The sequence below is a fragment of the Achromobacter marplatensis genome (assembly GCF_049060505.1).
GTDB classification, from domain to species: domain Bacteria; phylum Pseudomonadota; class Gammaproteobacteria; order Burkholderiales; family Burkholderiaceae_B; genus Achromobacter; species Achromobacter marplatensis_A.
Map to the genome: position 1 here is coordinate 237,325 of NZ_JBMGRB010000010.1, position 22,520 is coordinate 259,844.

Genomic DNA, 22,520 nt, shown 5'->3' on the forward strand with positions numbered 1-22,520 from the left:
CATGGCTGACACCCTTAAGACCTATCGCAAGAAGCGCGACTTTACCGTTACGCCGGAGCCCGCTGAAGGCGGCGAAGCCAACGAACAGGCGCGGGCCTTCGTCATCCAGAAACACTGGGCAAGCCGGCTGCATTATGACTTCCGGCTGGAGCTGGACGGGGCGATGAAAAGCTGGGCGGTGCCCAAAGGCCCCAGCTACGATCCCAGCGTCAAGCGCATGGCCGTGCAGGTCGAGGATCACCCCATTGCGTACAACCAGTTCGAAGGCCAGATCCCGGCAGGTCAGTACGGCGCGGGCAAGGTCATTATCTGGGACGAGGGCCGCTGGATGCCCGTTGGGGATGCGCGCAAGGGCTACCGGGAAGGGCACCTGAAATTCGACTTGCAGGGCAGTAAGATGCAAGGCCGTTGGGCGCTGGTACGAATGAAGGGCAAGGCGTCCGACAAGCAGTCGCCCTGGCTGCTGATCAAAGACAAGGATGAGTTTGCGCGGCCCGAACGCGAATTCAGTGTCGTGGATGAAATGCCCGACAGCGTCGTGCCGCTGCGCGCCAAGAAAGCCGCAAAACGGGCGCCGCCGGCCGAGCCAACCCCTAAGGAAGCGCCACTGCCGGGGCAGGCGGCCGAGTTGCCGGCGGCGCTGACGCCTCAGTTGGCTACGTTGGCGGACGGCATCCCGTCCGATTCGGCGGACTGGCTTTATGAATTGAAGTTCGACGGCTATCGGTTGCTGGCGCGGCTGGACGGCGACAAGGTCAGCCTTCACACCCGCAACGGGCACGACTGGAGCGCGAAACTGCCGCATCTGGTCAAGGCCTTCGGCCGGCTGCCGGCGAAATGCGCCTGGGTAGACGGCGAGGTCGTCGTGCTGGACAAGCAAGGCGTGCCCGATTTCCAGGCGCTGCAAAATGCCTTCGATGGCGATGCGACCGGCGGCATCGTGTTCTATGCGTTCGACCTGCCGTTCATCGGGGGAAGGGATCTGCGCCGGGAGCCCTTGCGCGTGCGGCGGGCGTTACTGGCGCAGTTGATGGCCACGGCCGACGACGATCGCCTGCGCTTTAGCGAAACGTTTGAACAGGCGCCGACCGACCTGGTGGCGTCCGCCTGCAAGATGGGGCTGGAAGGCATCATCGCCAAACGCCAGTCGGCGCCCTACGTGTCGCGCCGGTCCGATAGCTGGCTGAAAATCAAGTGCGGCCGCCGGCAGGAATTCGTCATTGTGGGCTATACCGCGCCGCAAGGCGCCCGCGCGGGGCTGGGGGCACTGTTGCTGGCCGTCCACGAGGACGACGGGGCGTTGCGTTACGCCGGCAAGGTGGGCACCGGGTTCGACAACGAAGGATTGATTTCGCTTCAGGAAAAGCTCGCCCGCATCGAGACCGACGATAAACCGGTGACAGGCGGGCAGGGCAGGGGCGTGCGGTGGGTAAAGCCGCAACTGATCGCCGAAGTGTCTTTCTCCGGCTGGACCACCGGCGGCCACATCCGCCATTCCGTATTCCGGGGCTTGCGCGCGGATAAGCCGGCGCGCGACATCACCCGCGAAAAGGCGGTGCGGGCGCCACGCGCATCGGCTGCGGCTGACCGCCCCAAGGCGCCTGCGAAACCCGCCAAGACCACCACGGAAGCGCCCAAGGCCGCCGGCAAGATCGGCAGGCTGACGCACCCCGAGCGGGTCATCGATCCTTCGACAGGCTTGACCAAGCTGGACCTGGCGCGCTACTACGGCCTGATCGCGCCGCTACTGCTGGAGCACCTGACGGGACGCCCCGTGTCGTTCCTGCGCGCGCCCGGCGGGATCCAGGGCGAGTTGTTTTTCCAGAAGCACCTGGAAGCCGCGATGCCCGGCGTCAAGTCCCTGCCCGCCCGCCTGGACCCCGGCCATCCGCCGTTGCTGGAAGTGCCGACGCCCCAGGCCATCATGTCCGCCGTGCAGATGAACGTGGTGGAATTCCACACCTGGAACGCCGTCAAGACGGCCATCGATAAACCGGACCGTATGTTGTTCGACCTGGATCCGGGGGAAGGCGTGGCGTGGCCGACCCTGCAGCAGGCGGCGCAGCTGGTGCAGACGATGCTGAGCGAAATCGGCCTGACCGCCTGGCTGAAGACCAGCGGCGGCAAGGGACTGCATGTGGTGGTTCCGCTACGGCGGCAACATGATTGGGACACCATCAAGGCGTTCTCGCAGACGATCGTCGCGCATCTGGCGGCCACGCTGCCGCAGATCTTCGTGGCCAAGAGCGGGCCGAAAAACCGGGTCGGCAAGGTGTTCGTGGACTATCTGCGCAACGGCTTCGGCGCCACGACGGTCGCCGCCTGGTCGGCCCGGGCGCGCCCTGGATTAGGGGTCTCGGTGCCCGTGGCATGGGAAGAACTGGCGAAACTCAGCAGTGGCGCGCATTGGACCATCGCCAATATCCATTCCCGGCTGGACGCGGGCAACACGCCTTGGGAGGGGTATGCGGCGCAGGCCGTCCGGCCCGCCATGGACGCCATGGACTTCAAACCGGGCAAGTAAGCGGTTGTCGAGGGTGTGGACCCGTTTTGCATGATTCTGTATGCTGCTTTGCAGGCCGATAGCGGGCGGGATCCTCCACGATGAAAAGAAAAGTCAGCTTGTTCACGGTGCTCATCGCCCTGGCGGTGCTAAGCGTGGCGATCGGCTTTTTCAACGCGCTCTACGCCGGCTATCAGGTGCAGAAGGCGCAGGTCGTCAAAAATTCGCTGGCCTCCAACGTGGCCTATGCGGAAAAACTGGCCGAGTTCATCAATCTATATATCGATGCGCTGCATCGGCAATTGAAGACCAGCGCCGGCCGCCTGTCCGATACACAGGACAACCCCCAGGGGCTCACGGCCGAATTGTCCCGCGTTGCCGCGCAGGCGCAGGGCGTTTCCGCCGTGCTGCTTGCCGACGCCGAGGGCGTTGTCATTGCCCGTTCCGATCAGGCTCCCGCGCAGCTGTCTGCCTTCAATACGCTGGTCGAGCTGGGCATGAAAGAACGGCGCCCGGCGGATTGGGTCGTTCCGTGCTGCCAGCATGAGAACCAGCGGGCCGCGTTGATGCTGGTGGAACGGGTGCCCGGCAAGGGGGACGCGCCAGGCGGTTTCGTCGCGGCGGTCGTCGTCCTGGAGCGCGGCAGCCGGCTGGACCGGCTGATCGGTGAACACCCTTATGACGATGGCGCGTCCGTCTACTTGGTCAACGTGGACGGCGGGGTGCTGTACAGCCACGGCACGGGCGGTCCAGATGAAAGCGTGCTCAGTCTGGTCAAGGCCGATGTGTCGCCCACATCGGGGCCGGGCTCGGCACAAGTCCAGGACGCGTCGGGCCATCCGGTGCTGGCCGGCTACGCGCCGATTACGAAAGGGAAATGGGCGGTTGTCATCCAGCGGCCGCTGGAGCAGGCCTTGTCGCCCCTGAAGACGCTACTGGCCGAGTCCCTGCGCTTCGCCATTCCCGCCGTGATCGTCACCCTGATATTGGTGTGCGGGCTGGCCTACGCCATCGCCCGGCCGTTGGCCCGCCTGACCCGCGCCATGGGCAGCCCCGAAGCGGTAGACCGGCAAGGCCCGCGGGCCAGCCTGCTGAAAACCTGGTATTTCGAAGCCGATAAGCTGCGCGAGGCGCTGATCGCCACGCTGGCGCAACACCGACACGAAGTCGGCCGCCTGAACACCCAGACCATGACCGACCCGATGACCGGCCTGATGAACCGGCGCGCGCTTGAACTGCGTTTCGAGGAGCTGGCGGCTGCTGGCACGCCGTTCGCGGTCATCGCGCTGGACCTGGACCATTTCAAGCAAGTCAACGATGTATTTGGCCACCCGGTTGGCGACAAGGTCTTGATCTTGTTGGCAAAAACCCTGCGCGACAGTGTTCGGCAGCAGGACAGGCCATTTCGGGTAGGCGGCGAGGAATTCATCGTGATCGTGCCGGCCCCGACACCGGACATCGCCCTGCACACCGCGGAGCGCATTCGCGCCGACGTGGCCAAAAAGCCCATGCCGGACGGCGTCGGCCATGTGACAGTGTCGGTCGGTATCGCGTTATGGCCTCAGCATGGAAAATCCCCGCAGGCGGTGGTCAAATGCGCGGACCAAGCCTTGTATGCCTCGAAAGCATCCGGACGCAACCGCGTCACGCTCTGGAAGGAGGGCCTGCCGTCCTAAGTGGCTTCCCGCTTTTGTTCGAATGTCTGTTCCGCTTTTCCAACGTGTCCAATCAATAAAGACCTGGCGTAGGGTGGCAATGTGAACTATTCATTTGTGTTGGCAGGTTCGGCGGTCGTCTTCTTCTTTCTGTTGTTGGGGGCCATCCGGTTCGGACGGCTAATAGGCTTGCGTGACGGTGCGGAAGACAAAGGCACGGCAGGCTCGGCCGCCATCGAAGCCTCTGTTTTCGCCTTGTTGGGCTTACTGATCGCATTCACGTTTTCGGGTGCCGCGCAGCGGATGGCGGACCGCCGGAACCTGCTCGTCACCGAGGTCAACGCCATCGGCACGGCTTGGCTGCGCATTGATCTGCTGAATGCGTCCGACCAGCCGGAACTGCGCGAACAATTCCGCCGTTACGTGGATGAGCGCGTCAATTATTACAAGCACGTCGCCGACCTGGACAAGCGTGACGCCATTGCGGCGAAAGTGGGCGCAATCCAGAATGAAATCTGGAAGAGCTCGATCGCGGCGGGCAGGAACACCGTACCGCCGTTCGCCGCGTCATACATCGCGTCGGTCAACGACATGTTCGACGTTTCCACTGCCCAGACCGTTGCGCAGAAGGTGCACCCGCCTATCGTCACCTACGCGTTCCTGGGCTTCCTGGCGCTGGTCTGCGCCTGCCTGATCGGCTTGAACCTGGCTGGCGCCAAGCGCGACACCCTGTTTCACCAAATCATCTATGCGCTGGTCATGACGGCGGCGCTCTACATCATCGTGGACTTTGAGTTCCCGCGCATCGGCGCAATACGGATCGACCAAAGCGACACTTTGTTGCTGTCGCAGCGCCAGGCCATGGGAAGCGCCGCAGCGGGCGCCATGAAATAGCGAAGCGGAGAAACGGCATGGCGGACCGAAAAACACGGGTTTCGGGCAGGACAGCCAGGCGGATATCGGCGTGGCTGATCGCCACGCAGGCGTGCGTGGCCGGCGGGGCGGCCACCGCGCAGCCGACCATCAGGCTGACGCAGGACGACTTGCAAAAGCGCGCCAACGGCGTCTTGGCGCTGATGTCGTTTTCGATCGTCCCGGACATCACGACCAGCGCGCTGTCGATCGGCGGCGGTGGCGGCACGACCGGATCGACCGAGTTCTACATGACGCAGCTGGGCGGCGGCGACACGATTTCAAAATCGGTCCCCATCTATCTGGAAGGCGTCCTGGCCGGCAGCCGCTACGACCCGACATTCGTCGCCTCGCAAGGCATGGAAACCCGCAAGATTCCCGCCAAGTGGAACAGCGTCTCCGCGACCGGCGGGATCGGGTGGGACTTCAAGCTGACCGACGAACTGAAGTTACGCCCCATTTTCAACGTCGCCCTGGGCAACGTCACCAGCGACCTGCGCGCGGCCAGCTGGTACGTCGGCCGCCAGACCGGACACGACGTGACGTTCCTGGACAAGGGCTCGCTGAACGCCTATGGCCTGGGCGGGTCGCTCATGCTGGACTATGAACACTACCGGCCTGGCTACGAAGTGGATGTAGAGCTGCGGTATTCCGACATCCGATTGAAGAGCTTCGCCAGTTCCGCCGCCGTCCAGGGCAACGCCATCGCGCAGTCGGCGAACCTGTGGGCGCGCTACCGGGCTCCGACGGGGTTGACGATGCTGCAACGCCCGCTGCGCTACGTGCTGGAACTGACCCATTCCGAATTTCTGGGCGACCAGCGCGGCGTGCTGGGCTTCGACCGCCTGACCTCGGTGGGCGCGGGCCTGGAACTGGATTCCAGCGCCTACAACGTGTTCATCACCCGGACCCGGTTGGTCGGCCGATATGTCGTCGGCCAGAATGTGTCGGGCTTTTCCGTCGGCTTGGCGGTCAGCTTCTGACGCTTTCCTGCGGGGACGTGTCGCCCAGCAGCCGGCTGATGGCCTGCGCCTCGCGGCGCACGGCTAGCCCCACGGGGCCGTCAGGCGACGCGTCGAAGCCGCCCGTGGCGCCCAATGCGGTCAGCACGGCGCACGGCCGGCCGGCGTAGCGGTAGATGGGCGCGGATACGGCGCTGATGCCGCGCAGATTCGTGTCGCGCACGACGGCGCAGCCCGCCGCCAACACCGATCGGCGCAGGGTACCGATCGGATCGTCGGCGTGCAGCATCGCCCGCTGCTCGGGCGTGGCCGCATCCAGCTCGGCCTGGGCAAGCGCGCGCACCGCGTTTTCATCCAGCGTCGCGAGTAAGACCTGGCCAGTGGCGGACCACAGCATCGACAACACCGAGCCCACGCGCACGTTGACCGTGACGGGCAGCCCGGGCTCTTCGAACCGCACGATGGTAGGGCCCTTGTTGCCCATCACCGCGACGAAGCACGTCACTTCCTGCTCTTCGCGCAGACGGACGAGCGATGCTTCCGCCAAACGTATGGGGTCCGCTTGCCGCATGGCGGCCACGCCCAGCAGCAACGTCTCTAGCCCCAGGTAGTACTGCTGCGTGGCGGCGTCCTGCCCGACCAGCCCGCCTTCCATCAGGCTGACCACGTAGCGATGCACCTTGGCGGGACTCTCGCCGATCCGGGCGGCGATCAGGCTCAGCCCGGCGCGGCCGCCCAGATGGCCCAGCGCTTTCAGCACGGCCATACTGGTTTCGGCCGCCTGCACACGCTGGCGGCGTTCGCGGGGTCGCGGGAGTTCGGTGGCGGTCATGGGCGGCATCGGCTAGGGAAGAGCCAAAGGTTAAACCCGGTTTATCCAATTACGCAATGCGTATATGATTTACGCATAACATCTATGACATCCGGAGTGCAGACATGTCCCAATCCGCCCAATCCTCGTCCGGCTGTCCGGTCCACGCCGCAGCCGACGCCGACGGCTGCCCGATGCACGTCAGCGAACGCGCCGCCGAATTCGATCCCTTTGGCGACGGCTACCAACAGGACCCGCCGGAATATGTGCGCTGGGCGCGCGAACAGGAACCCGTCTTCTACAGCCCGAAACTCGGCTACTGGGTGGTGACCCGCTACGAAGACATCAAGGCCATCTTCCGCGACAACATCACGTTCAGCCCATCCATCGCGCTGGAAAAGATCACGCCGACCGGCCCGGAAGCCAACGCGGTGTTGGCGTCTTACGGCTACGCGATGAACCGCACGCTGGTCAACGAAGACGAACCGGCCCACATGCCCCGGCGGCGCGTGCTGATGGAGCCTTTCACGCCCGATGCCCTGAAGCACCACGAACCGATGGTGCGGCGCCTGACCCGGGAATACGTCGACCGCTTCATCGACGACGGCAGCGCCGACCTGGTCGACCAGTTGCTTTGGGAAGTCCCGCTGACGGTGGCGCTGCATTTCCTGGGCGTTCCCGAAGAGGACATGGACCTGCTGCGGCGTTATTCCATCGCGCACACCGTGAATACCTGGGGCCGGCCCAAGCCCGAAGAGCAAGTGGCGGTGGCGCACGCGGTCGGCAATTTTTGGCAATTGGCCGGGAAGATCCTGGACAAGATGCGCCAGGATCCGGACCAGCCTGGCTGGATGCAATACGGCATTCGCAAGCAACGCGACTACCCCGATGTGGTGACCGACTCTTACCTGCATTCGATGATGATGGCGGGCATCGTGGCCGCGCACGAAACCACCGCCAACGCCTCGGCAAACGCGCTGAAACTGCTGCTGCAGCATCCCGACGCCTGGCGCGAGCTGTGCGAAGACCCCTCCCTGATTCCCAACGCGGTCGAGGAATGCCTGCGGCACAACGGTTCGGTGGCCGCGTGGCGCCGGCTGGCCACGCGCGACACCACTATTGCGGGTACGCCGATCCCGGCCGGGGCAAAGCTCTTGATCGTCAGTGCGTCCGCCAACCATGACGAACGCCACTTCGCGGACGCCGACCTGTTCGACATCCGCCGCGACAACGCCAGCGACCAGCTCACGTTCGGGTATGGCGCCCACCAATGCATGGGCAAGAACCTGGCGCGCATGGAAATGCAGATCTTCCTGGAAGAACTCACGCGGCGCCTGCCGCACCTGCGCCTGTCGCCACAGCAGTTCACCTATGTGCCCAATACCTCGTTCCGCGGGCCGGAGCACCTGCGGGTGGAATGGGATCCGGCGCAGAACCCCGAACGCCGTCAGCCTGGCCTGCTGCAACAGCGCCAGCCGGTGCGCATCGGCGAGCCCTCTGCCCATGCCAGCGCGCGCAACCTGGTGGTTGAACGCGTGGAGCCCGCCGCACGCGGCATCCTCATGCTGACGCTGGCTTCTCCCGATGGCAAGGCGCTGCCCCGTTGGGCGCCCGGCGCGCATATCGACATTGAATGCGGCAATACCGGCCTGTCACGCCAATACTCGCTTTGCGGCGATCCTTCGGATACCCGCCGCTTGCGCATCGCCGTGCTGCGCGAAGCCGACGGCCGCGGCGGCTCCGCCTGGGTTCATGACCACGTCAAGCCGGGACAGCGCCTGCGCGTGCGCGGCCCGCGCAACCACTTCCGGCTGGACGAAGGCGCGGCCAGGGCGGTCCTGATCGCCGGCGGCATCGGAATTACGCCAATCAGCGCCATGGCACGGCGCGCGCGGGAACTCGGCATGGACTACGAGCTGCATTACAGCGGCCGGGCCCGCGCCGGCATGGCGTTGCTTGACGAGCTGGCCGCCTTGCATGGCGACCGGCTGCACGTGTATGCCAGCGACGAGGGCACGCGCAACGACTTCGGCGCGCTGCTGGCGCAGCCGGACCCCAACGCGCAGATCTACGCCTGTGGACCGGAGCGCCTGCTGAACGCCCTGCAACAAGCCTGCGCCCATTGGCCGCAGGATGCGCTGCGGGTAGAGCACTTCCACTCCACGCTGGGCACGCTGGACCCCGACCGCGAGCATGCCTTCGAGGCGGAACTGAAAGATTCCGGATTGGTGGTCACCGTGCGTCCCGACCAGACGCTGCTGGTCGCACTGCGCGCCGCCAATATCGACGTGCAAAGCGATTGCGAGGAAGGCCTGTGCGGGTCCTGCGAGGTCAGCGTGCTGGCCGGCGATATCGATCATCGCGACGTGGTGCTGACCCGCGCCGAACGCGAGGCGAACCGAAAAATGATGAGTTGTTGTTCGCGCGCCTGCGGCCAGCGCATCGTGCTGGCGCTTTGAACGGAGCGGCGGACGTCTGGATCGACTGGCTAGCGGGCGTCGGCAAGCGCCCGCTGCACCGCGGGCCGCTCTCCGACACGCGCCAGATAGGCGGCCAACTTCGGAAACTGCGTCATGTCGACGCCGTCGCCGTCAAGCCAGCTGCCGATGGTGAACAGGTAGCCGTCGGCCACGCTGTAGTCATTGCCCGCCACCCACGGGCCGGCGATCTGGCCCTCTAGATACGCGGCGCAGGCCGTCATCGTCTGCGGTACTTTCGCACGCATGGCCTCGTGCGCGGCAGGATCATCCGCCCATCGCGCCCCACGCCGCTTATGCGCATGGGCTACGTGAACCGTCGCCGCCAGATAGTTCGTCAGCTCTTGCATCCGCGCGAACGCGAACGGGTCGCCCAGCGGCGCCAATCTTGCCTTGGGAAACCGCTGCGCCACGAAGGCGAGGAGGGCGGGGGTTTCGGTCAGCACGCCTTGCTCGGTCGCCAGCGCCGGCACCCGGCCCTTGGGGTTCACGCGCAGGTACGCCGGGCTTTGCTGCTGCCCGGCGCTGAAATCCAGCTTGACCAAGTCGAAATCGGCCCCCGCCTCGTGCAACGCGATATGGGTAGCCAGCGCACAGGTGCCAGGGGCGGAATAAAAAGTCCAACGGCTCATCGTCATCCTCTATCGGTTGGGGCGGACAGCGGGCGGGTCAATTTTCTGGGACCCGGTTGCCATTCACGATAGCAAACTCTTACTCGGTTGGCGCATCGCTGGGCGTGGTGGCCAGCAGCGCCCGGATGATCTGCAACCCCCGTTCAAGGTCCTGCAGCGGGGGAGACGACAGCGCAAGACGCACCGCGTTCGGAGCGCGGCCCGGCGTGACCGCGAACGCGCCGGAAGGCGTGATAGCGACGCCTTGCTGCGCGGCGGCGGCCGTAAAGGCGTCGGCGCTCCAGGCTTGCGGTAAGTCCAGCCAGGTGTGGAACGCGTCGGTGTCGGCGGGAATCCGGTCCGTTCCCAGGATGCGAGCCGCCAGCGCCTGCCGCGCGCGGGCATCCTTGCGCTTCAGGCGGGCCACTTGGACGGCTGTCCCGTCCGCGATCCAGGACATTACCAGCCGCATGGACAGGGACGGCGCCATCCAGCCGCCTGCGCGCATGACGGCGGCAATGCCGTCCTTGACCGGGCCAGGCGCGGCCACGAAGCCGACGCCGATTCCCGGCGCCAGGCGTTTCTGCATGCTATTGATGTGCACGACGTGGTCGGGCGCGTGCGCCGCCAACGGCGTCGCGTCCGACAGGAACGCGAACGCGGCGTCTTCAATGCAGTACAGACCGGTCGCCTCAAGCCAATGGGCCAATGCTTGCCTGCGTTCAGGCGTCATCGATATGCCCAGCGGATTATGAAGCGTCGGTTGGATGTAGATCGCGGCAAGCGGCTTCGCGGCATGGGTCCTGGCCAGCGCGTCAAGGTCGATTCCCTGGCGGTCGATATCGATGGGAACGAGTTGAATGCCCAGGCGGGCGGCGGTGCGGATGATCGACGGATACGTCAGCGGCTCGACGCCCACCCGGTCTCCGGGTTTAGCCAACGCTGCCAAGGCGCAAGCGATGGCCTGACGCCCGCCGCCGGCGAAGAGGATGCCTGCCGGATCGGGGGTCCAGCCTGAGCCGGCCAGAAATTGGGCCACCGTCAGGCCGGCGCCTTCGGGGCCATAGGGGCCCGGGGCGCGCAACGTATTCCAAAGCGCTGCGGGCCCTGCCAACGTTTGCACGGCCGGCGCCATCAAGGCGGCTTGTTCCAACGAAGACGAGATGGCCAATTGCAGGTCGATGGGCGCATCGGCGGCTTCGCTGATGCGAACGGCACGCAAGGCTTCCGGCGCGCGAACGAACGTGCCGCGCCCGACTTCGCCGGCGACGAGGCCGCGGCGTGTCAGCTCGGCGTAGACGCGGCTTGCCGTCGAGGCCGCGATCCCCCTGTCGTCGGCAAAGGTTCTTTGCGGCGGCAGGCGAGAACCCGCCGGCAGTTTGCCCGACGCGATTTCCGCGGCGACGGCATCGGCGATGGCACGAAAATCCGGCATGGCTAATTGCTCCGAGGGCAATGTTTACATTGCATCGATATAAAGTCCGTGCAATTCTTGCCGCACAAGATAACACCGGATTGCCCATGTTGCGTATCAATGCTTCCGCTCCTGCTCCCGCTGCTGCTATTGGCCGGCTTCCCACCTATGGCGACGTACAGGCGGCCGCAGGCCGAATCCGCGGCTATTGCACCGAGACCCCGTTGCTGGAATCGCCTTTTCTCAACCAGAAATATGGCGGCCGGCTACTGGTCAAGGCGGAAAACCTGCAGGTGACGGGGTCGTTCAAGCTGCGTGGGGCGGCCAATCGGGTCGGCACGCTGACCGACGATGAGCGGCGGCGCGGCATCGTGGCGCGTTCCTCCGGCAATCACGGCCTTGCGGTAGCTTATTGCGCCGGTCTCATGGGCACGTCGGCAGTGGTCGTCGTACCCGACACGGCGCCGGCGGCCAAGGTCGAGCGGATTGCCGCCTATGGCGCGCGCGTCATCACCGTGCCGATGAAAGACCTGGCCGCCGTGGCGGCCGACGTCACGCAACGCGAGGGACGCTTGCTTGTACCCCCGGCGGACGACTTCTGGGTCGTGGCGGGTGCCGGCACGGTCGCGCTGGAAATGGCCGCGCAAGCCGCCAGATTGAACACCGGTATCGATGTGCTGCTGACCTGTTGTTCGGGCGGCGGGCTGACGGCGGGTTGCCTGCTGGGCCTGAGCGAAACCTCGCCCGCCACCCAGGTCTATGCCGTGGAGGCCGAGGGGTTCCAGAAGATGGCGCAGTCGCTGGCCGCAGGCGAGTGCGTCGATCTGGCGCCAGGCGGCCATTCGATTTGCGACGCGATCAGCGGGCTCTACATGGCCAAGCTTCCGTTCGAAATCATCAGGCGGCGCCTGGCGGGCACGCTCGCCGTGACCGATGACGACGCCAAGGCCGCCATGCGCGTCGCCTTAAGCGAATTCGGCCTTGCGGTCGAGCCTGGCGGGGCGGTTGCGCTGGCGGCAGTACTGTCGGGGAAGATTCCGCTGGACGGCCGAACCGTTGCCGTCACGCTATCCGGGCGCAACGCCGACCTTGATCTGACCGCGGCCGCGCTGCGCCAGGTCTGAATCCACCAGGAAACCACAACCATGTTTAGTCACGTGACGGTAGGCAGCCGCGATCTCGATCGGGCCGGCGCCTTCTATGATGCCGTTTTGCAGCCCTTGGGCCTGATCCGGCGCGCGGTCGCACCCGACGGCGGGCCGGCGTCGCTGTGCTGGATTGCCCCAGGGAAAAACCTGCCGCGCTTCTATGCCTATCTGCCGTTCGACGGCGAAGCCGCCAGCGCCGGCAACGGCAGCATGGTGGCATTTCAAGCGCCGACCCCGGCGGCGGTGGATGCCGCCTATGCCGCAGGCATCGCCGCGCAGGGTGCCGACTGCGGCGCGCCTGGCCCCCGGCCGCATTACGGCGCGGATTATTACGGCGCGTACCTTCACGATCCCGACGGAAACAAGGTGCATCTGGTATGCCGCGCCGATGCCCGGTGCGCCTGCGCCACGGATACCCTGAAAATGCTGGTTCGCTACAAGGCCTGGGCAAACGGCCTGACGTTCAACGCCGTCATGCAGTTGCCGAACGGCGAGGCCCTGCGTCCCCGGCCCACCCGGTTCGGCAATATGGTCCATACCTTGAACCACGTTTATGTCATTGACGACATTTTCAAGCATCACCTGTTAGGCAAACCGCACGGCTATACGTCTCGCAACACGGAACATACGCCGCCCGTGGCCGATCTATGGGACGCGGTCCAGGCGATGGACCGGTGGTATATCGCGCTTGTCGACGCGTGGCGGGACGAAGACCTGGCCAAACCCGTGCATTTCACGTTTGTTGGCGGCGGTGAAGGCGTCATGACACAAGAGCAAATCGTATTGCATGTGGTCAACCATGGCACGTATCACCGCGGCTTTGTGGGCGACATGATGTATCAGGTGCCGGCGATGCCGCCGTCCAACGATCTGCCCGTATTCATCCGCGACCACCATAGGAAAGGGACGTGATCGCCGTTTTCCGTCGCGGCGCTAGAACTTCCGCGGAATACTCATGCGCGAATGGTCGGGCTCGCGATAGCCTTGGGGCTTTTGGCGCTTGGGCAGCTTGACCTTCGCCCGGGCAAGCCCTTTGTACGGAATGCTCTGGAGGATATGGCTGATGATGTTCAGCCGCACGCGCTTCTTGTTGTTCGAGTCGGCAACGAACCACGGCGCATACTCCGTGTCCGTCGCCGCGAACATATCGTCGCGTGCGCGGGAATAGTCATACCAATGGCCGTAGGAATCCAGGTCCAGCGTCGAGAGCTTCCAGATTTTGCGTTCGTCGTGGATCCGCGCCTGGAGCCGGCGCGTTTGTTCGGCCTCGCTGACTTCAAGCCAGTATTTAAGCAGGATTACGCCCGATTCGATGATGGCGCGCTCGACCAGCGGAACCGCTTTCAAGAAGGATTTGACCTGTTCCTTGGTGCAAAAGCCCATTACGCGCTCGACGCCGGCGCGGTTGTACCAACTGCGGTCGAAAATCACGATTTCGCCGGCGGCGGGCAAGTGGGGCAGGTAGCGCTGCACGTACATCTGCGTCTTCTCCCGATCGGTGGGCGACGGCAGGGCGACCACGCGAAATACGCGCGGGCTGACGCGCTCGGTGATGGCTTTGATCGTTCCCCCTTTGCCGGCGCCGTCGCGGCCTTCGAACAAAATGCAGACCTTGGCGCCGGAATGGACGACCCATTGCTGAAGCTTGACGAGTTCAACATGCAGACGCGCCAACTCCTGTTCATAGGTCTTCGCCGACAGCCGCTCCTGCGCGGGCAAGCCGCCGTCTTCCGCCGCTTCCGTTGCTTCCATTGCTTCTTTCCTGGCCATCATTCCACTCCTTGATCTGCGTAGGCGAACCCGAGGGGCAATCGATGCTAGCCGGCGCTTGAAGCGGCGGTCTTTGGATTGTGCGGCGCGACGCCAACGCAAGTCCATGATGATTCCGGCGAAAACCTGTCAGCATTCCGGGTCCTGCGGACCTCGCCGGTGCCGTGTTTCGGATGGCGTTTCAAGGAAAAGGGCGCGGTAGCGCGCCGCCGCATACGTGGAATAGGGGTAACCATGCCGCAGGAAGCAATCCGCCACCGTGATCCGCCGGTCGGCACCGGTTGCCAGGTCCAGATAAACGGCATGCAGCTTGCGCAGGCGCAGGTAGTGCCCAGGCGCCATGCCGAAGCAGGCTTGCGAAAAATCCCTCAGGCTGCGCGGACTGATCCTCAAACCCTTGCACAGGCCGTCCACGTCCAGGGCATGGGCATGGTTGCGAAAGACCGCCAACGCGGTCTCGCACAACAGCGGCATCGGCGAACCGCGCCGCCCGTTGCCGCGACGGTTCGGGAAGCGAGACGCGATAAGGTGGGCCAGACGCAGTTCCAGCAGGCGGCGGCCGATGGCGGGCGGGCAGGCGGGCGCCATCGACATGAACGCGGCTTCGCGCAAGGCAGCCAATTGCAGACGGTCCGCGCTGACGATGTCGCCAACGCGCGCCCATTGCCGCAGCGTCTGGGCCACGGCGCTGCCGCCCGCGAACAAGGCCGAACAGACCGGCACCGCGATGGTGATCCATTCATTGGGTCCGGCGGCCCGGAAGACGAACCCTTTGCCGGGCGCAAGAACCCCCAAGGATCCGGGGTTGAACGGCACGCCGTTCAGCCAAGTGGGGCTGGGCGACGGTTGGGACAGCAGCAGCGTCAAATGCGAAGGCCATCCTACCCCTTCGCACAGGTTCGGCACCGCCGCGATGCCGTGCTGGACATCAATACCGTCCACATCCAGATGACCGATCCCCCAACCGCCGTCTCTGGATCCCAGCAGAAAAACCCGGGCGTCCGCATCGAATATCGCGTCCGCATACGCATCGAACGACTCGAATCGCTGAAGGTCCATGCGGCCCTCCGCAGGTGGGAGCTGACTACATATTGCCGAAATTAGCATGGACTTACGGCGCGGTCACTGGTGAAAATGCGGTACAGGCGCTCCTGCGCAGGCATTCCGAAGCGAAGACCACCCCGACGACGTGCTGGAACACCGGCATCCCATTGGGAAAAGGGGGTTCGATATGTTTCTTGCCAATCCGCGACGCGGACACGTCGTCATCCTGGCCATCGCGGCGACGCTGTTGCCGGTCACCGGCCACGCAGCTGGGGGGCACCTGGAAGATGCCATCGCCGATGTGCTGGTCTGGGTGGTGCTGGTCTTGGTTCCCATTCTGGCCATCTGGATCTTCTGGAAACTGCACGTCTTGCCGGAAGTCATCGCCGAAAAGCGGCGCCATCCCCAGGCCGAGGCGATCAAATCGCTTTGCCTGCTGTCCTTGGCGTTCGGGGGAATGCTCTGGCCCTTTGCCTGGTTGTGGGCCCATACAAGACCGGTCGGATACCGGCTGGCTTACGGCCGCGACGTGCACGACGATGACCCGCAACCAAGCCCCCAGGAAGCGGCGCCCGCGCCATCGCCGGCGGCCGGCCCCACCGGGGAATGACATGCTAGAGCTCATCTGTGTCGTCTATGGGCTGCTGGTTTGGCTTGTATTCATTAAGCTGAAGCTGCTTCCCTGGAACATCCAGTCGCAGGTCGGGGTGGTCGCGGTGGGCGCGGCGGGGTTGGCGGCGCTTGTCCTGACGATCAATGTCGTCACGCCATCGTCGACGGAATTGCGGGTGGTCAATTACGTCGTCGAAATCGTCCCCCGGGTGACCGGGCGGGTGACGGAAATCGCGGTGGAGGGAAACCGGCCGATCAAAAAGGGCGATGTGTTGCTGCGCCTGGACGCCGAGCCCTATCAACTGAAGGTCAGGCAGCTGGAAGCCAAGCTGGTGGATGCGCAGGCGAGCCAGCAGTCCCTGGACCGGGACCTCGCGTCGGCGCAAGCGATGACAGCGGCCGCCTTGGCGCAAGTCGAACTCGCCCGCATGCGGCTCCGCCAAAGCACCGCCCTGGCGGCGCGTGGCGCCGGCAGCCAATATGACGTGCAGAGCTTCCAAAGCGAACTGAAGGTCCGGCTTGCGAACTGGGAGGCGGCGCGGGAAACGGAACGCAAGGTCCGGCTGAGCGTGGGGGCAGTGTTCGAGGGGGACCAAGTGGCCGTGGCGCAAGTCAAGGCCGAGCTGGATACGGCGAAATGGGAACTTGCGCAGACGACGCTTTACGCGCCGGCCGACGGCTATGCGATCAACCTGCAAGCCCGAGTGGGGTCGTATGCGGCCGCGCTACCTATACGTCCCATCATGTCGTTCGTCGAGACCACGCAGCAAGTGATCGCGTTCTTCGACCAAAATCAGCTGACGAAAGTGAAGCCTGGCAACGAAGTGGAGGTGTCGCTGCGCACCGTGCCGGGGCACGTCTTCAAGGGCAAGGTGGATTCGATCGTCTGGGCGACCTCGCAGGGGCAGTTCCAGGCATCCGGGCTGCTGCCAGGCACGACCTCCGAGGGCGACCACGCCGCAGCGCCCATGCAGTATGCGGTACGCATTGATCTTGAGACGCCGCAAGACATGGCCCTGGCCATGGGCGCGCGCGGCAAGGCGGCCATCTACACCGATAGCCTGGGCGCGCTGCATATGGTTCGCAAAGTGATATTCCGCGTGTCCGCCAAGCTTGATTACCTGGTTCTGAAGCTTCACTAAGAGGACCAGATGCCCGCGCGCCGCACGACCGCCCCTCGCATCCTTGCAACGGTATGCAGCGCCATGGTTTGGATGGCGGGCTGCGCCAACCTGGACCTACCTGCCAAAGACGCGTTGTATCAGCAAGCCATGGCGGGCACGCAAGTGCCGGCCCAGTGGGTTGCCAGCGCAGAAGCCGCCGCGTTCGCGCCTCAATGGGCCGGCTTTTCCGAACACGGCACGCTGCAAGTACTGATCGATGAAGCGCTGGCCAACAACCTGGACTTGCGCGTCGCCGCAAGCCGGATGCAGCAGGCGGCGCACCAAGCCAGATTGGCGGGCGCGGACTTACTGCCCACCGTTGGCCTGGGCGCCCGAACGGCAACGGACCCCACGCCTGGCAGCGCCTTTTCGGCCAATGGCTATGCGGTCCTGATGAACTGGGAGATCGACCTGTGGGGCAGGGCGCGGGCGGAAAGGAAGGCGGGCGAGGCCGGCTACCGCTCGGCGGAGGCGGACTACGCCTATGCACGCCAATCCATCGGCGCATTGACCGCCCGAAGCTGGCTGGCCGCCCTTGAGGCCGGCGGTCAGCTCGCCCTTGCGCAAGAATTGGAAAATACGACGGGCAAGCAGCTCAACCTGATCCAATACCGCCGACACATCGGCAAAGTCAGCGAAATGGATGTCGCGCATTGGACCGAGCAAGTCGCCGCCGCGTCTGACGTGGTTGCCCAGCGCGAACAGGCCCGGGCGCAAGCGTTGCGGGCGCTGGAGCTGATATTGGGCCGTTACCCCGCCGGCGCCGCGCAGGCCGACGAGCCCATTCCGGACGCGCCCGCCGCGTTGGCCCCGGGCCTGCCGTTGGACCTGCTGGACCGCAGGCCCGACCTCGTCGCGGCGCGTGAGCGGCTGGTGTCGGCGTACTTCGGCGCGGAAGAAGCGAAAGCGGCCCGGTTGCCGGCCATTGCGATATTCGCCGGAGCGGGGCGTTTCACGAAGGACTATTCCGGCTTGGCGACCAGCATGCAAAGCTGGGTATTCCCTGTGGGCGCGGCGTTGACGTGGCCGCTGTTCGATGCCGGGCGTCGGCAGATCACGCTGGAGTTGCGTACCGAGCAGCAGCGTGAGGCGCTGGCGCTGTATGCGCGCGCGATTCTCATCGCGATGAGCGAAGTCGAGAACGGTCTGACGGGCGAACAGCAGTTGGCCCTGCGCGAACGGGCGATCCAGCGCCAGTTTTCCGAAAGCAGCCGCGCCTTGGAGCTGGCATTGGTGCAACGGCAGATCGGACAGTTCGACGATTTTGATGTCCTGCAGCGCAAGCGCGATCTGTTGCGCGTGCAGAGCGACCTGATGCGCGTTCGCGCCCAGCGGCTGGTCCAGCGCGTCAACCTGCATCTTGCGCTGGGCGGCCACTTTGCGCCGCAACCGCAGGCGGCCCCGGCCGTGGCGCGCCCGCCGCCCGCAGACGACGGCCCGGCGCCTTAGCCTTGAGGCGCGGCCTCGTTGACGCCGCACCATTGTGCAATAAAGAGCGCGATGGCCTTGGTGATAAGCCGAAGCGACTCGATGTGAACGCGTTCGTCGAACCCGTGAATATCCAGTGATTTCGGGCCATAGACCAGCGTTGGCATGTTGCCGTAGATCACGAACACGCGCGCATCAAGGTAGCCGGGGGTGGTGAAGCTTTCCAGCTCACTGTGAAACGCCTGCTTGTGGCATTCGCGCAGCGTGTTTTCCGCGTCGCTGCCTTCCTCCAGCACATAGCCTTCGGCATAGAAGCCGGTGTAGGTCACTTGGGGCGGCGTGCCGCCGAACCTGCGGTCGGACGCCGCGTCGCGCAGGCAGGCGTCGATCTGCTCCCGGGCTTCGTCGGCAGTGGTTCCGGGATAGATGGCCGCCCGCACATCGAACTCGCACCAGGGCGGAACCGTCGACGGCCAGTCGCCGCCCGCGATCTTGCCAATGTTGAAGTTGATGGGGTGGTCAAGATGCTCGAAGTGCCGGTGGCAGTGGTGTTCGCTGTTCCACTTGGTCTCGATGCCGCGCAACGCTTCGATCGCGGCATAAGCCGCGTCGATGGCGTTGAAGCCATTAGCCATCTCTCGGGTATGCGTCGGGTGGCCCTGCACGCGCACCTTGAACCACAGCACGCCGACGTTGGCGCGCACCAGCATGTTCTCTTCGGGCTCGGGAATGATCACGGCGTCAGCCTGGTAGCCGCGCAATAGCGCCGCCAGCGCGCCATTGCCCGTGCATTCCTCTTCGACGACCGACTGGAAATAGATCGGGGCCGCCGGCTCGTACCCAGCGGCGCGCACCGCGTCGTAGGCATACAGATTGGCGGCCAGGCCCGCTTTCATGTCCGCCGCGCCGCGGCCATACATCCAGCCGTCGATGATCGCCGGATCCCACGGCGAGCGGCTCCACATGTCGACCGGCCCAGTCGGAACCACGTCGATGTGCCCGTTCAAGATAAGTGAACGGCCCGTTTGCGTGTCGGGGCGGTAGGTGCCGACGACGTTGAAGGCGTTCTCATAAGAGACCGTCACGGGGCCGAAGCCGGGATGCGATTCGATATCCTTGACATCGATCCGCCAGCGGTCCATCGCGAAACCGCGTTCGCGCATCGCTTCATATAGAAAATCCTGGGCCGTATGCTCCTGCTCGCGCAGGGACGGGAACCGCACCAGATCCTGGGTAAATGCAAGTTGCGCGTCGAACCGGGCGTCGACCGCCTCGAGGATGCGTCGGGTCTGCGCGTCGGTCAGCGCGAGCGGCGTAGTGGATGGCGTCATGCGGATTCCTTCTGAAGTGGGGATAGCGGGGGTCATGCGGCCGACGCGGCGGCGTGCGAGGTGTGCAGGGCCAGGCGCCGTTTATGGCCGGCCAACGCCCAGAGCGAGACCAGCGTGATGGCGGACAACGTCGAATAGAAGATCGCCAGGGGCAGCCATTGGCCGGGATAGTGGTAGGTCAGCCAAGTGCCGATCAGCGGCGTCATGCCGCCCGCGACGGCGCCGCAAAGCTGATACGACAGCGAAATGCCCGAATAGCGCACGTGCGTGGCAAAGGCCGAACTGATGTATCCCGCCATCGCCGAATAGATCGCCGCCATGAAGACCAGCACGATTGAGATACCGGCGATGATGCTGAAGGCCGTGCCCTGACTGACCAGCATGAACATCGGATAAGGCGCCAAGACCGAGCACGCCGCGGCCGTGAGCAGGACGCGGCCGGGGCCCACCACGTCGGCCAGCCAGGCCGCCAGCGGCTGGACCACGAACTGGATGATGGCGACCACGAACAGGCAATCCAGGATCAGCGCGCGAGGCAGGCCCATCGTCTGCGTGGTGTACGACAGCATGAACGTATTCGTGAAGTAGATGCCGCCGATCGCGACCGTGCACACGCCCATGCACAACAAGACCGTGCGCCACGCGGTGCGCAGCACTTCCTTGGCAGGAATCTCTGCGCGTTCCTGGCGTTCGAGCACCCGAGCGAAATCGGGCGACTCGTTGACGCCAACCCGGATGAAGTAGCCCACCAGCAGCAGGACGGCGCTGATCAGGAAAGGCACGCGCCACCCCCAGCTAACGAAGTCGGCCTCATCCAGCGTCGTCAATAGCCGGAATGCGAGCAGCGACAGGATCAGTCCAGCCGGGCTGCCCAACTGCGCGAACGACGCGGCGAAGGTGCGGCGGCGCTGCGAGGCGTGTTCACCGGCCATCAAGACGGCGCCGCCCCATTCTCCACCGACCGCCAGGCCTTGCGCCAACCGCAGCAGCAGGAGGAGGGCAGGGGCCCATAAGCCGGCGGTGGCGTAGCTGGGCAGCAACCCGATGCCGACCGTCGCGACGCCCATGATGATCAGGGTCGCCATCAGCGCGTTCTTGCGGCCGACCCGGTCGCCCAGATGTCCGAAAATCACCCCACCCAGCGGACGGGCCAAAAAACCGGCGGCGAAGGTGCCGAACGATGCCATGGTGCTGATGAACGGGTCCGCGGTGGGAAAGAACACCTTGCCGAACACCAAGGCGGCGGCCGTGGCGTAAATGTAGAAGTCATACCATTCAATGGTGGTGCCGACGAATGCGGCGGTGGCGGCCCGGACGGGCTGGCGCGCCGTGGAAGGACTGGCGGAAGCGGCCATGGATTCCTCTTCGCTGAATATCATTGATCGAAGGCGCGTTTATCGCTCCGAGCTAGACATAACGTCAATTTATGCTTTTTAATAATCGACTTAAGCTAAATTGATCTGTAGCGAAATTGCCCGCACTTTCCGCGTTCTTGTGCGCCATGGCGCCAAACACCGGCTAACCCGACGCCACACCCATGACCGCTTCGATGCTTCCCGAGACCCGTACCGGTGATCGGCTCGACTGGAACCTGCTGCGTACTTTCCTGGTCATTGTTCAGGAACGCAGCATCAGCGGGGCCGCCACCAAACTGCACCTGACCCAGTCCGCGGTCAGCCAGGCGCTTAAGCGCCTTGAAGACCAGCTTGGGCGACGCCTGATCGAGCGGCACAACATGGCATTCACGGTAACGAATGCTGGCGAAGAGGCATGCCGGGCTGCGCAAGCCATCTATGGCAACGTGTCGCAGCTCTTGACCGAGGTCTCGCAAACGGAAGTTGAAGCGGCGGGGCGGATTCATCTGCTCGTGGCCAGCCGGATTCACTCCTCGGTGTATGACGACTTTTGGGCGGACTTTCATCGCGCGTTCCCGCGGATCGAAGTGCAGATGGACGTGATGCCCAGCAGCGAGATCGTCACCCTGATGCAGCAACGCGCCGCCACGGCAGGGATCGCGCTAAGCCGGCAGATTCCGAAGCGCCTGGAAAGCAAGGTGTTCCTGCAGCAACGGTATGCGCTGTTCTGCGGGCGCAACCATGCGCTATTCGGCAAGCCGGATATCCGCATCGAGGACCTGCTGGGCGAGAATTTCGTCTCGTTCGCCAGTGATGCGTTGGGCGACAGCCTGTCTCCGCTGACCATATTCCGCGACCAGCGCGGCTTTTCCGGCCGCATCGTGGCATCGTCGACGCAGCATGACGAAGTCAAGCGCCTGCTCATCGCGGGCTTTGGAATCGGCTGCCTTCCCGAGCACAGCGTCCAAGCCGACCTGGCGCAAGGACGCCTGTGGCGCCTGCCGCCGGGCGAAGGCGTCTGCTCGGTCGAGCTGCATCTGCTTTGGCACCGCGACGCGCCGTCAACGCCGGCGGAAGCGGCGTTCCTTAAGCACTTTCGGGACTACATCGATGGCTATTCGATGGCGGAGCGCTTGGCTTCGAACGATGTGGCCGTGCCATAGGCCGTAGAGCTCCAGCGCGGGCAGGAATCCCGACAGCCCTGTTCATAAAAATTACGGAACTCGTGCCCCGCGATCGTTACCGAGCATGATCCTTTGACCATGTTTTACCTTTGACCGTGGAGCAGAGCCAGGCGCCCCGCGTCGTATGGCGTGCGCAGACC

Annotated in this window: 18 protein-coding genes and 1 pseudogene; 12 read left to right on the top strand and 7 right to left on the bottom strand. The window is 64.7% G+C overall.

Going from position 1 to position 22,520, the window contains the following annotated elements; translation table 11 throughout:
- The first annotated feature begins 1 nt into the window (after position 1).
- From ligD to ACI0FO_RS23920, 4 genes are all read left to right on the top strand, one after another.
- On the top strand, positions 2 to 2,524 hold the full coding sequence (gene ligD / locus ACI0FO_RS23905; protein ID WP_416030772.1) for a DNA ligase D: 2,523 nt from the start codon (positions 2 to 4) through the stop codon (positions 2,522 to 2,524).
- A gap of 80 nt (positions 2,525 to 2,604) precedes the next feature.
- Positions 2,605 to 4,179: a sensor domain-containing diguanylate cyclase gene (locus tag ACI0FO_RS23910; RefSeq protein WP_416030774.1), complete on the top strand. Its 1,575-nt coding sequence runs from the start codon at positions 2,605 to 2,607 to the stop codon at positions 4,177 to 4,179.
- Positions 4,180 to 4,260: 81 nt separating this feature from the next.
- The gene (locus ACI0FO_RS23915; protein ID WP_416030776.1) at positions 4,261 to 5,052 is read left to right on the top strand and encodes a hypothetical protein; all 792 of its coding nucleotides are present in this window, start codon (positions 4,261 to 4,263) and stop codon (positions 5,050 to 5,052) included.
- A gap of 17 nt (positions 5,053 to 5,069) precedes the next feature.
- The gene (locus tag ACI0FO_RS23920) at positions 5,070 to 6,053 is read left to right on the top strand and encodes a hypothetical protein (protein WP_416030778.1); all 984 of its coding nucleotides are present in this window, start codon (positions 5,070 to 5,072) and stop codon (positions 6,051 to 6,053) included.
- On the opposite strand, the gene ACI0FO_RS23925 is transcribed toward ACI0FO_RS23920, so the two are convergent.
- The gene (locus ACI0FO_RS23925; RefSeq protein ID WP_416030780.1) at positions 6,043 to 6,873 is read right to left on the bottom strand and encodes an IclR family transcriptional regulator; all 831 of its coding nucleotides are present in this window, start codon (positions 6,871 to 6,873) and stop codon (positions 6,043 to 6,045) included. The genes ACI0FO_RS23920 and ACI0FO_RS23925 overlap by 11 nt on opposite strands.
- Positions 6,874 to 6,968: 95 nt before the next feature.
- Between ACI0FO_RS23925 and ACI0FO_RS23930 the strand changes: the two genes are divergently transcribed.
- On the top strand, positions 6,969 to 9,302 hold the full coding sequence (locus ACI0FO_RS23930) for a cytochrome P450/oxidoreductase (RefSeq protein WP_416030782.1): 2,334 nt from the start codon (positions 6,969 to 6,971) through the stop codon (positions 9,300 to 9,302).
- 29 nt (positions 9,303 to 9,331) lie between these two features.
- Here the strand turns inward: ACI0FO_RS23930 and ACI0FO_RS23935 are convergent, their stop codons facing one another.
- A complete protein-coding gene (locus ACI0FO_RS23935) occupies positions 9,332 to 9,952 on the bottom strand; it encodes a glutathione S-transferase family protein (RefSeq protein WP_416030783.1) in 621 nt (206 codons plus the stop codon).
- Between the two features lie 79 nt (positions 9,953 to 10,031).
- A complete protein-coding gene (locus tag ACI0FO_RS23940) occupies positions 10,032 to 11,366 on the bottom strand; it encodes a PLP-dependent aminotransferase family protein (protein WP_416030785.1) in 1,335 nt (444 codons plus the stop codon).
- An 86-nt stretch (positions 11,367 to 11,452) separates the two neighbouring features.
- On the opposite strand from ACI0FO_RS23940, the gene ACI0FO_RS23945 reads away from it, so the two are divergent.
- The 3 genes and pseudogenes from ACI0FO_RS23945 (at position 11,453) to ACI0FO_RS23955 (ending at position 13,405) form a co-directional block, all read left to right on the top strand.
- Positions 11,453 to 12,469, top strand: coding sequence for a threonine ammonia-lyase (locus ACI0FO_RS23945; protein ID WP_416030787.1), 1,017 nt, complete (start codon positions 11,453 to 11,455; stop codon positions 12,467 to 12,469).
- A gap of 21 nt (positions 12,470 to 12,490) precedes the next feature.
- A pseudogene (locus ACI0FO_RS23950) lies at positions 12,491 to 12,889 on the top strand (VOC family protein); the annotation flags it as partial.
- Between the two features lie 27 nt (positions 12,890 to 12,916).
- On the top strand, positions 12,917 to 13,405 hold the full coding sequence (locus tag ACI0FO_RS23955) for a DinB family protein (RefSeq protein ID WP_416030930.1): 489 nt from the start codon (positions 12,917 to 12,919) through the stop codon (positions 13,403 to 13,405).
- 21 nt (positions 13,406 to 13,426) lie between these two features.
- Here ACI0FO_RS23955 and ppk2 read toward each other — a convergent pair whose 3' ends face one another.
- Together ppk2 and ACI0FO_RS23965 are read right to left on the bottom strand one after the other, a co-directional pair.
- Positions 13,427 to 14,245 carry a polyphosphate kinase 2 gene (ppk2, locus tag ACI0FO_RS23960; RefSeq protein WP_416030789.1) on the bottom strand — a complete coding sequence of 273 codons (819 nt, stop codon included), beginning with the start codon at positions 14,243 to 14,245 and terminating at the stop codon, positions 13,427 to 13,429.
- 147 nt (positions 14,246 to 14,392) lie between these two features.
- A complete protein-coding gene (locus ACI0FO_RS23965) occupies positions 14,393 to 15,322 on the bottom strand; it encodes a helix-turn-helix domain-containing protein (RefSeq protein ID WP_416030791.1) in 930 nt (309 codons plus the stop codon).
- Between the two features lie 172 nt (positions 15,323 to 15,494).
- Here ACI0FO_RS23965 and ACI0FO_RS23970 point away from each other — a divergent pair, with 172 nt between their 5' ends.
- Genes ACI0FO_RS23970 through ACI0FO_RS23980 form a run of 3 tightly spaced genes read left to right on the top strand, consistent with a single transcriptional unit; the run spans position 15,495 to position 18,531 of the window.
- Positions 15,495 to 15,917: a DUF3302 domain-containing protein gene (locus ACI0FO_RS23970; protein WP_416030793.1), complete on the top strand. Its 423-nt coding sequence runs from the start codon at positions 15,495 to 15,497 to the stop codon at positions 15,915 to 15,917.
- A 1-nt stretch (position 15,918) separates the two neighbouring features.
- Entirely contained in the window at positions 15,919 to 17,061 is a 1,143-nt protein-coding gene (locus ACI0FO_RS23975) for an HlyD family secretion protein (RefSeq protein ID WP_416030795.1), read from the top strand.
- Positions 17,062 to 17,070: 9 nt separating this feature from the next.
- Positions 17,071 to 18,531, top strand: a complete 1,461-nt coding sequence (locus ACI0FO_RS23980; protein WP_416030797.1) for a TolC family protein — start codon at positions 17,071 to 17,073, stop codon at positions 18,529 to 18,531.
- Here the strand turns inward: ACI0FO_RS23980 and ACI0FO_RS23985 are convergent.
- Both ACI0FO_RS23985 and ACI0FO_RS23990 read right to left on the bottom strand, forming a co-directional pair.
- Positions 18,528 to 19,841, bottom strand: a complete 1,314-nt coding sequence (locus tag ACI0FO_RS23985) for an ArgE/DapE family deacylase (protein WP_416030799.1) — start codon at positions 19,839 to 19,841, stop codon at positions 18,528 to 18,530. The genes ACI0FO_RS23980 and ACI0FO_RS23985 overlap by 4 nt on opposite strands.
- Positions 19,842 to 19,873: 32 nt before the next feature.
- Positions 19,874 to 21,196, bottom strand: coding sequence for an MFS transporter (locus ACI0FO_RS23990; protein ID WP_416030801.1), 1,323 nt, complete (start codon positions 21,194 to 21,196; stop codon positions 19,874 to 19,876).
- 182 nt (positions 21,197 to 21,378) lie between these two features.
- Here ACI0FO_RS23990 and ACI0FO_RS23995 point away from each other — a divergent pair, with 182 nt between their 5' ends.
- A complete protein-coding gene (locus ACI0FO_RS23995) occupies positions 21,379 to 22,359 on the top strand; it encodes a LysR family transcriptional regulator (protein WP_416030803.1) in 981 nt (326 codons plus the stop codon).
- Positions 22,360 to 22,520 lie beyond the last annotated feature (161 nt).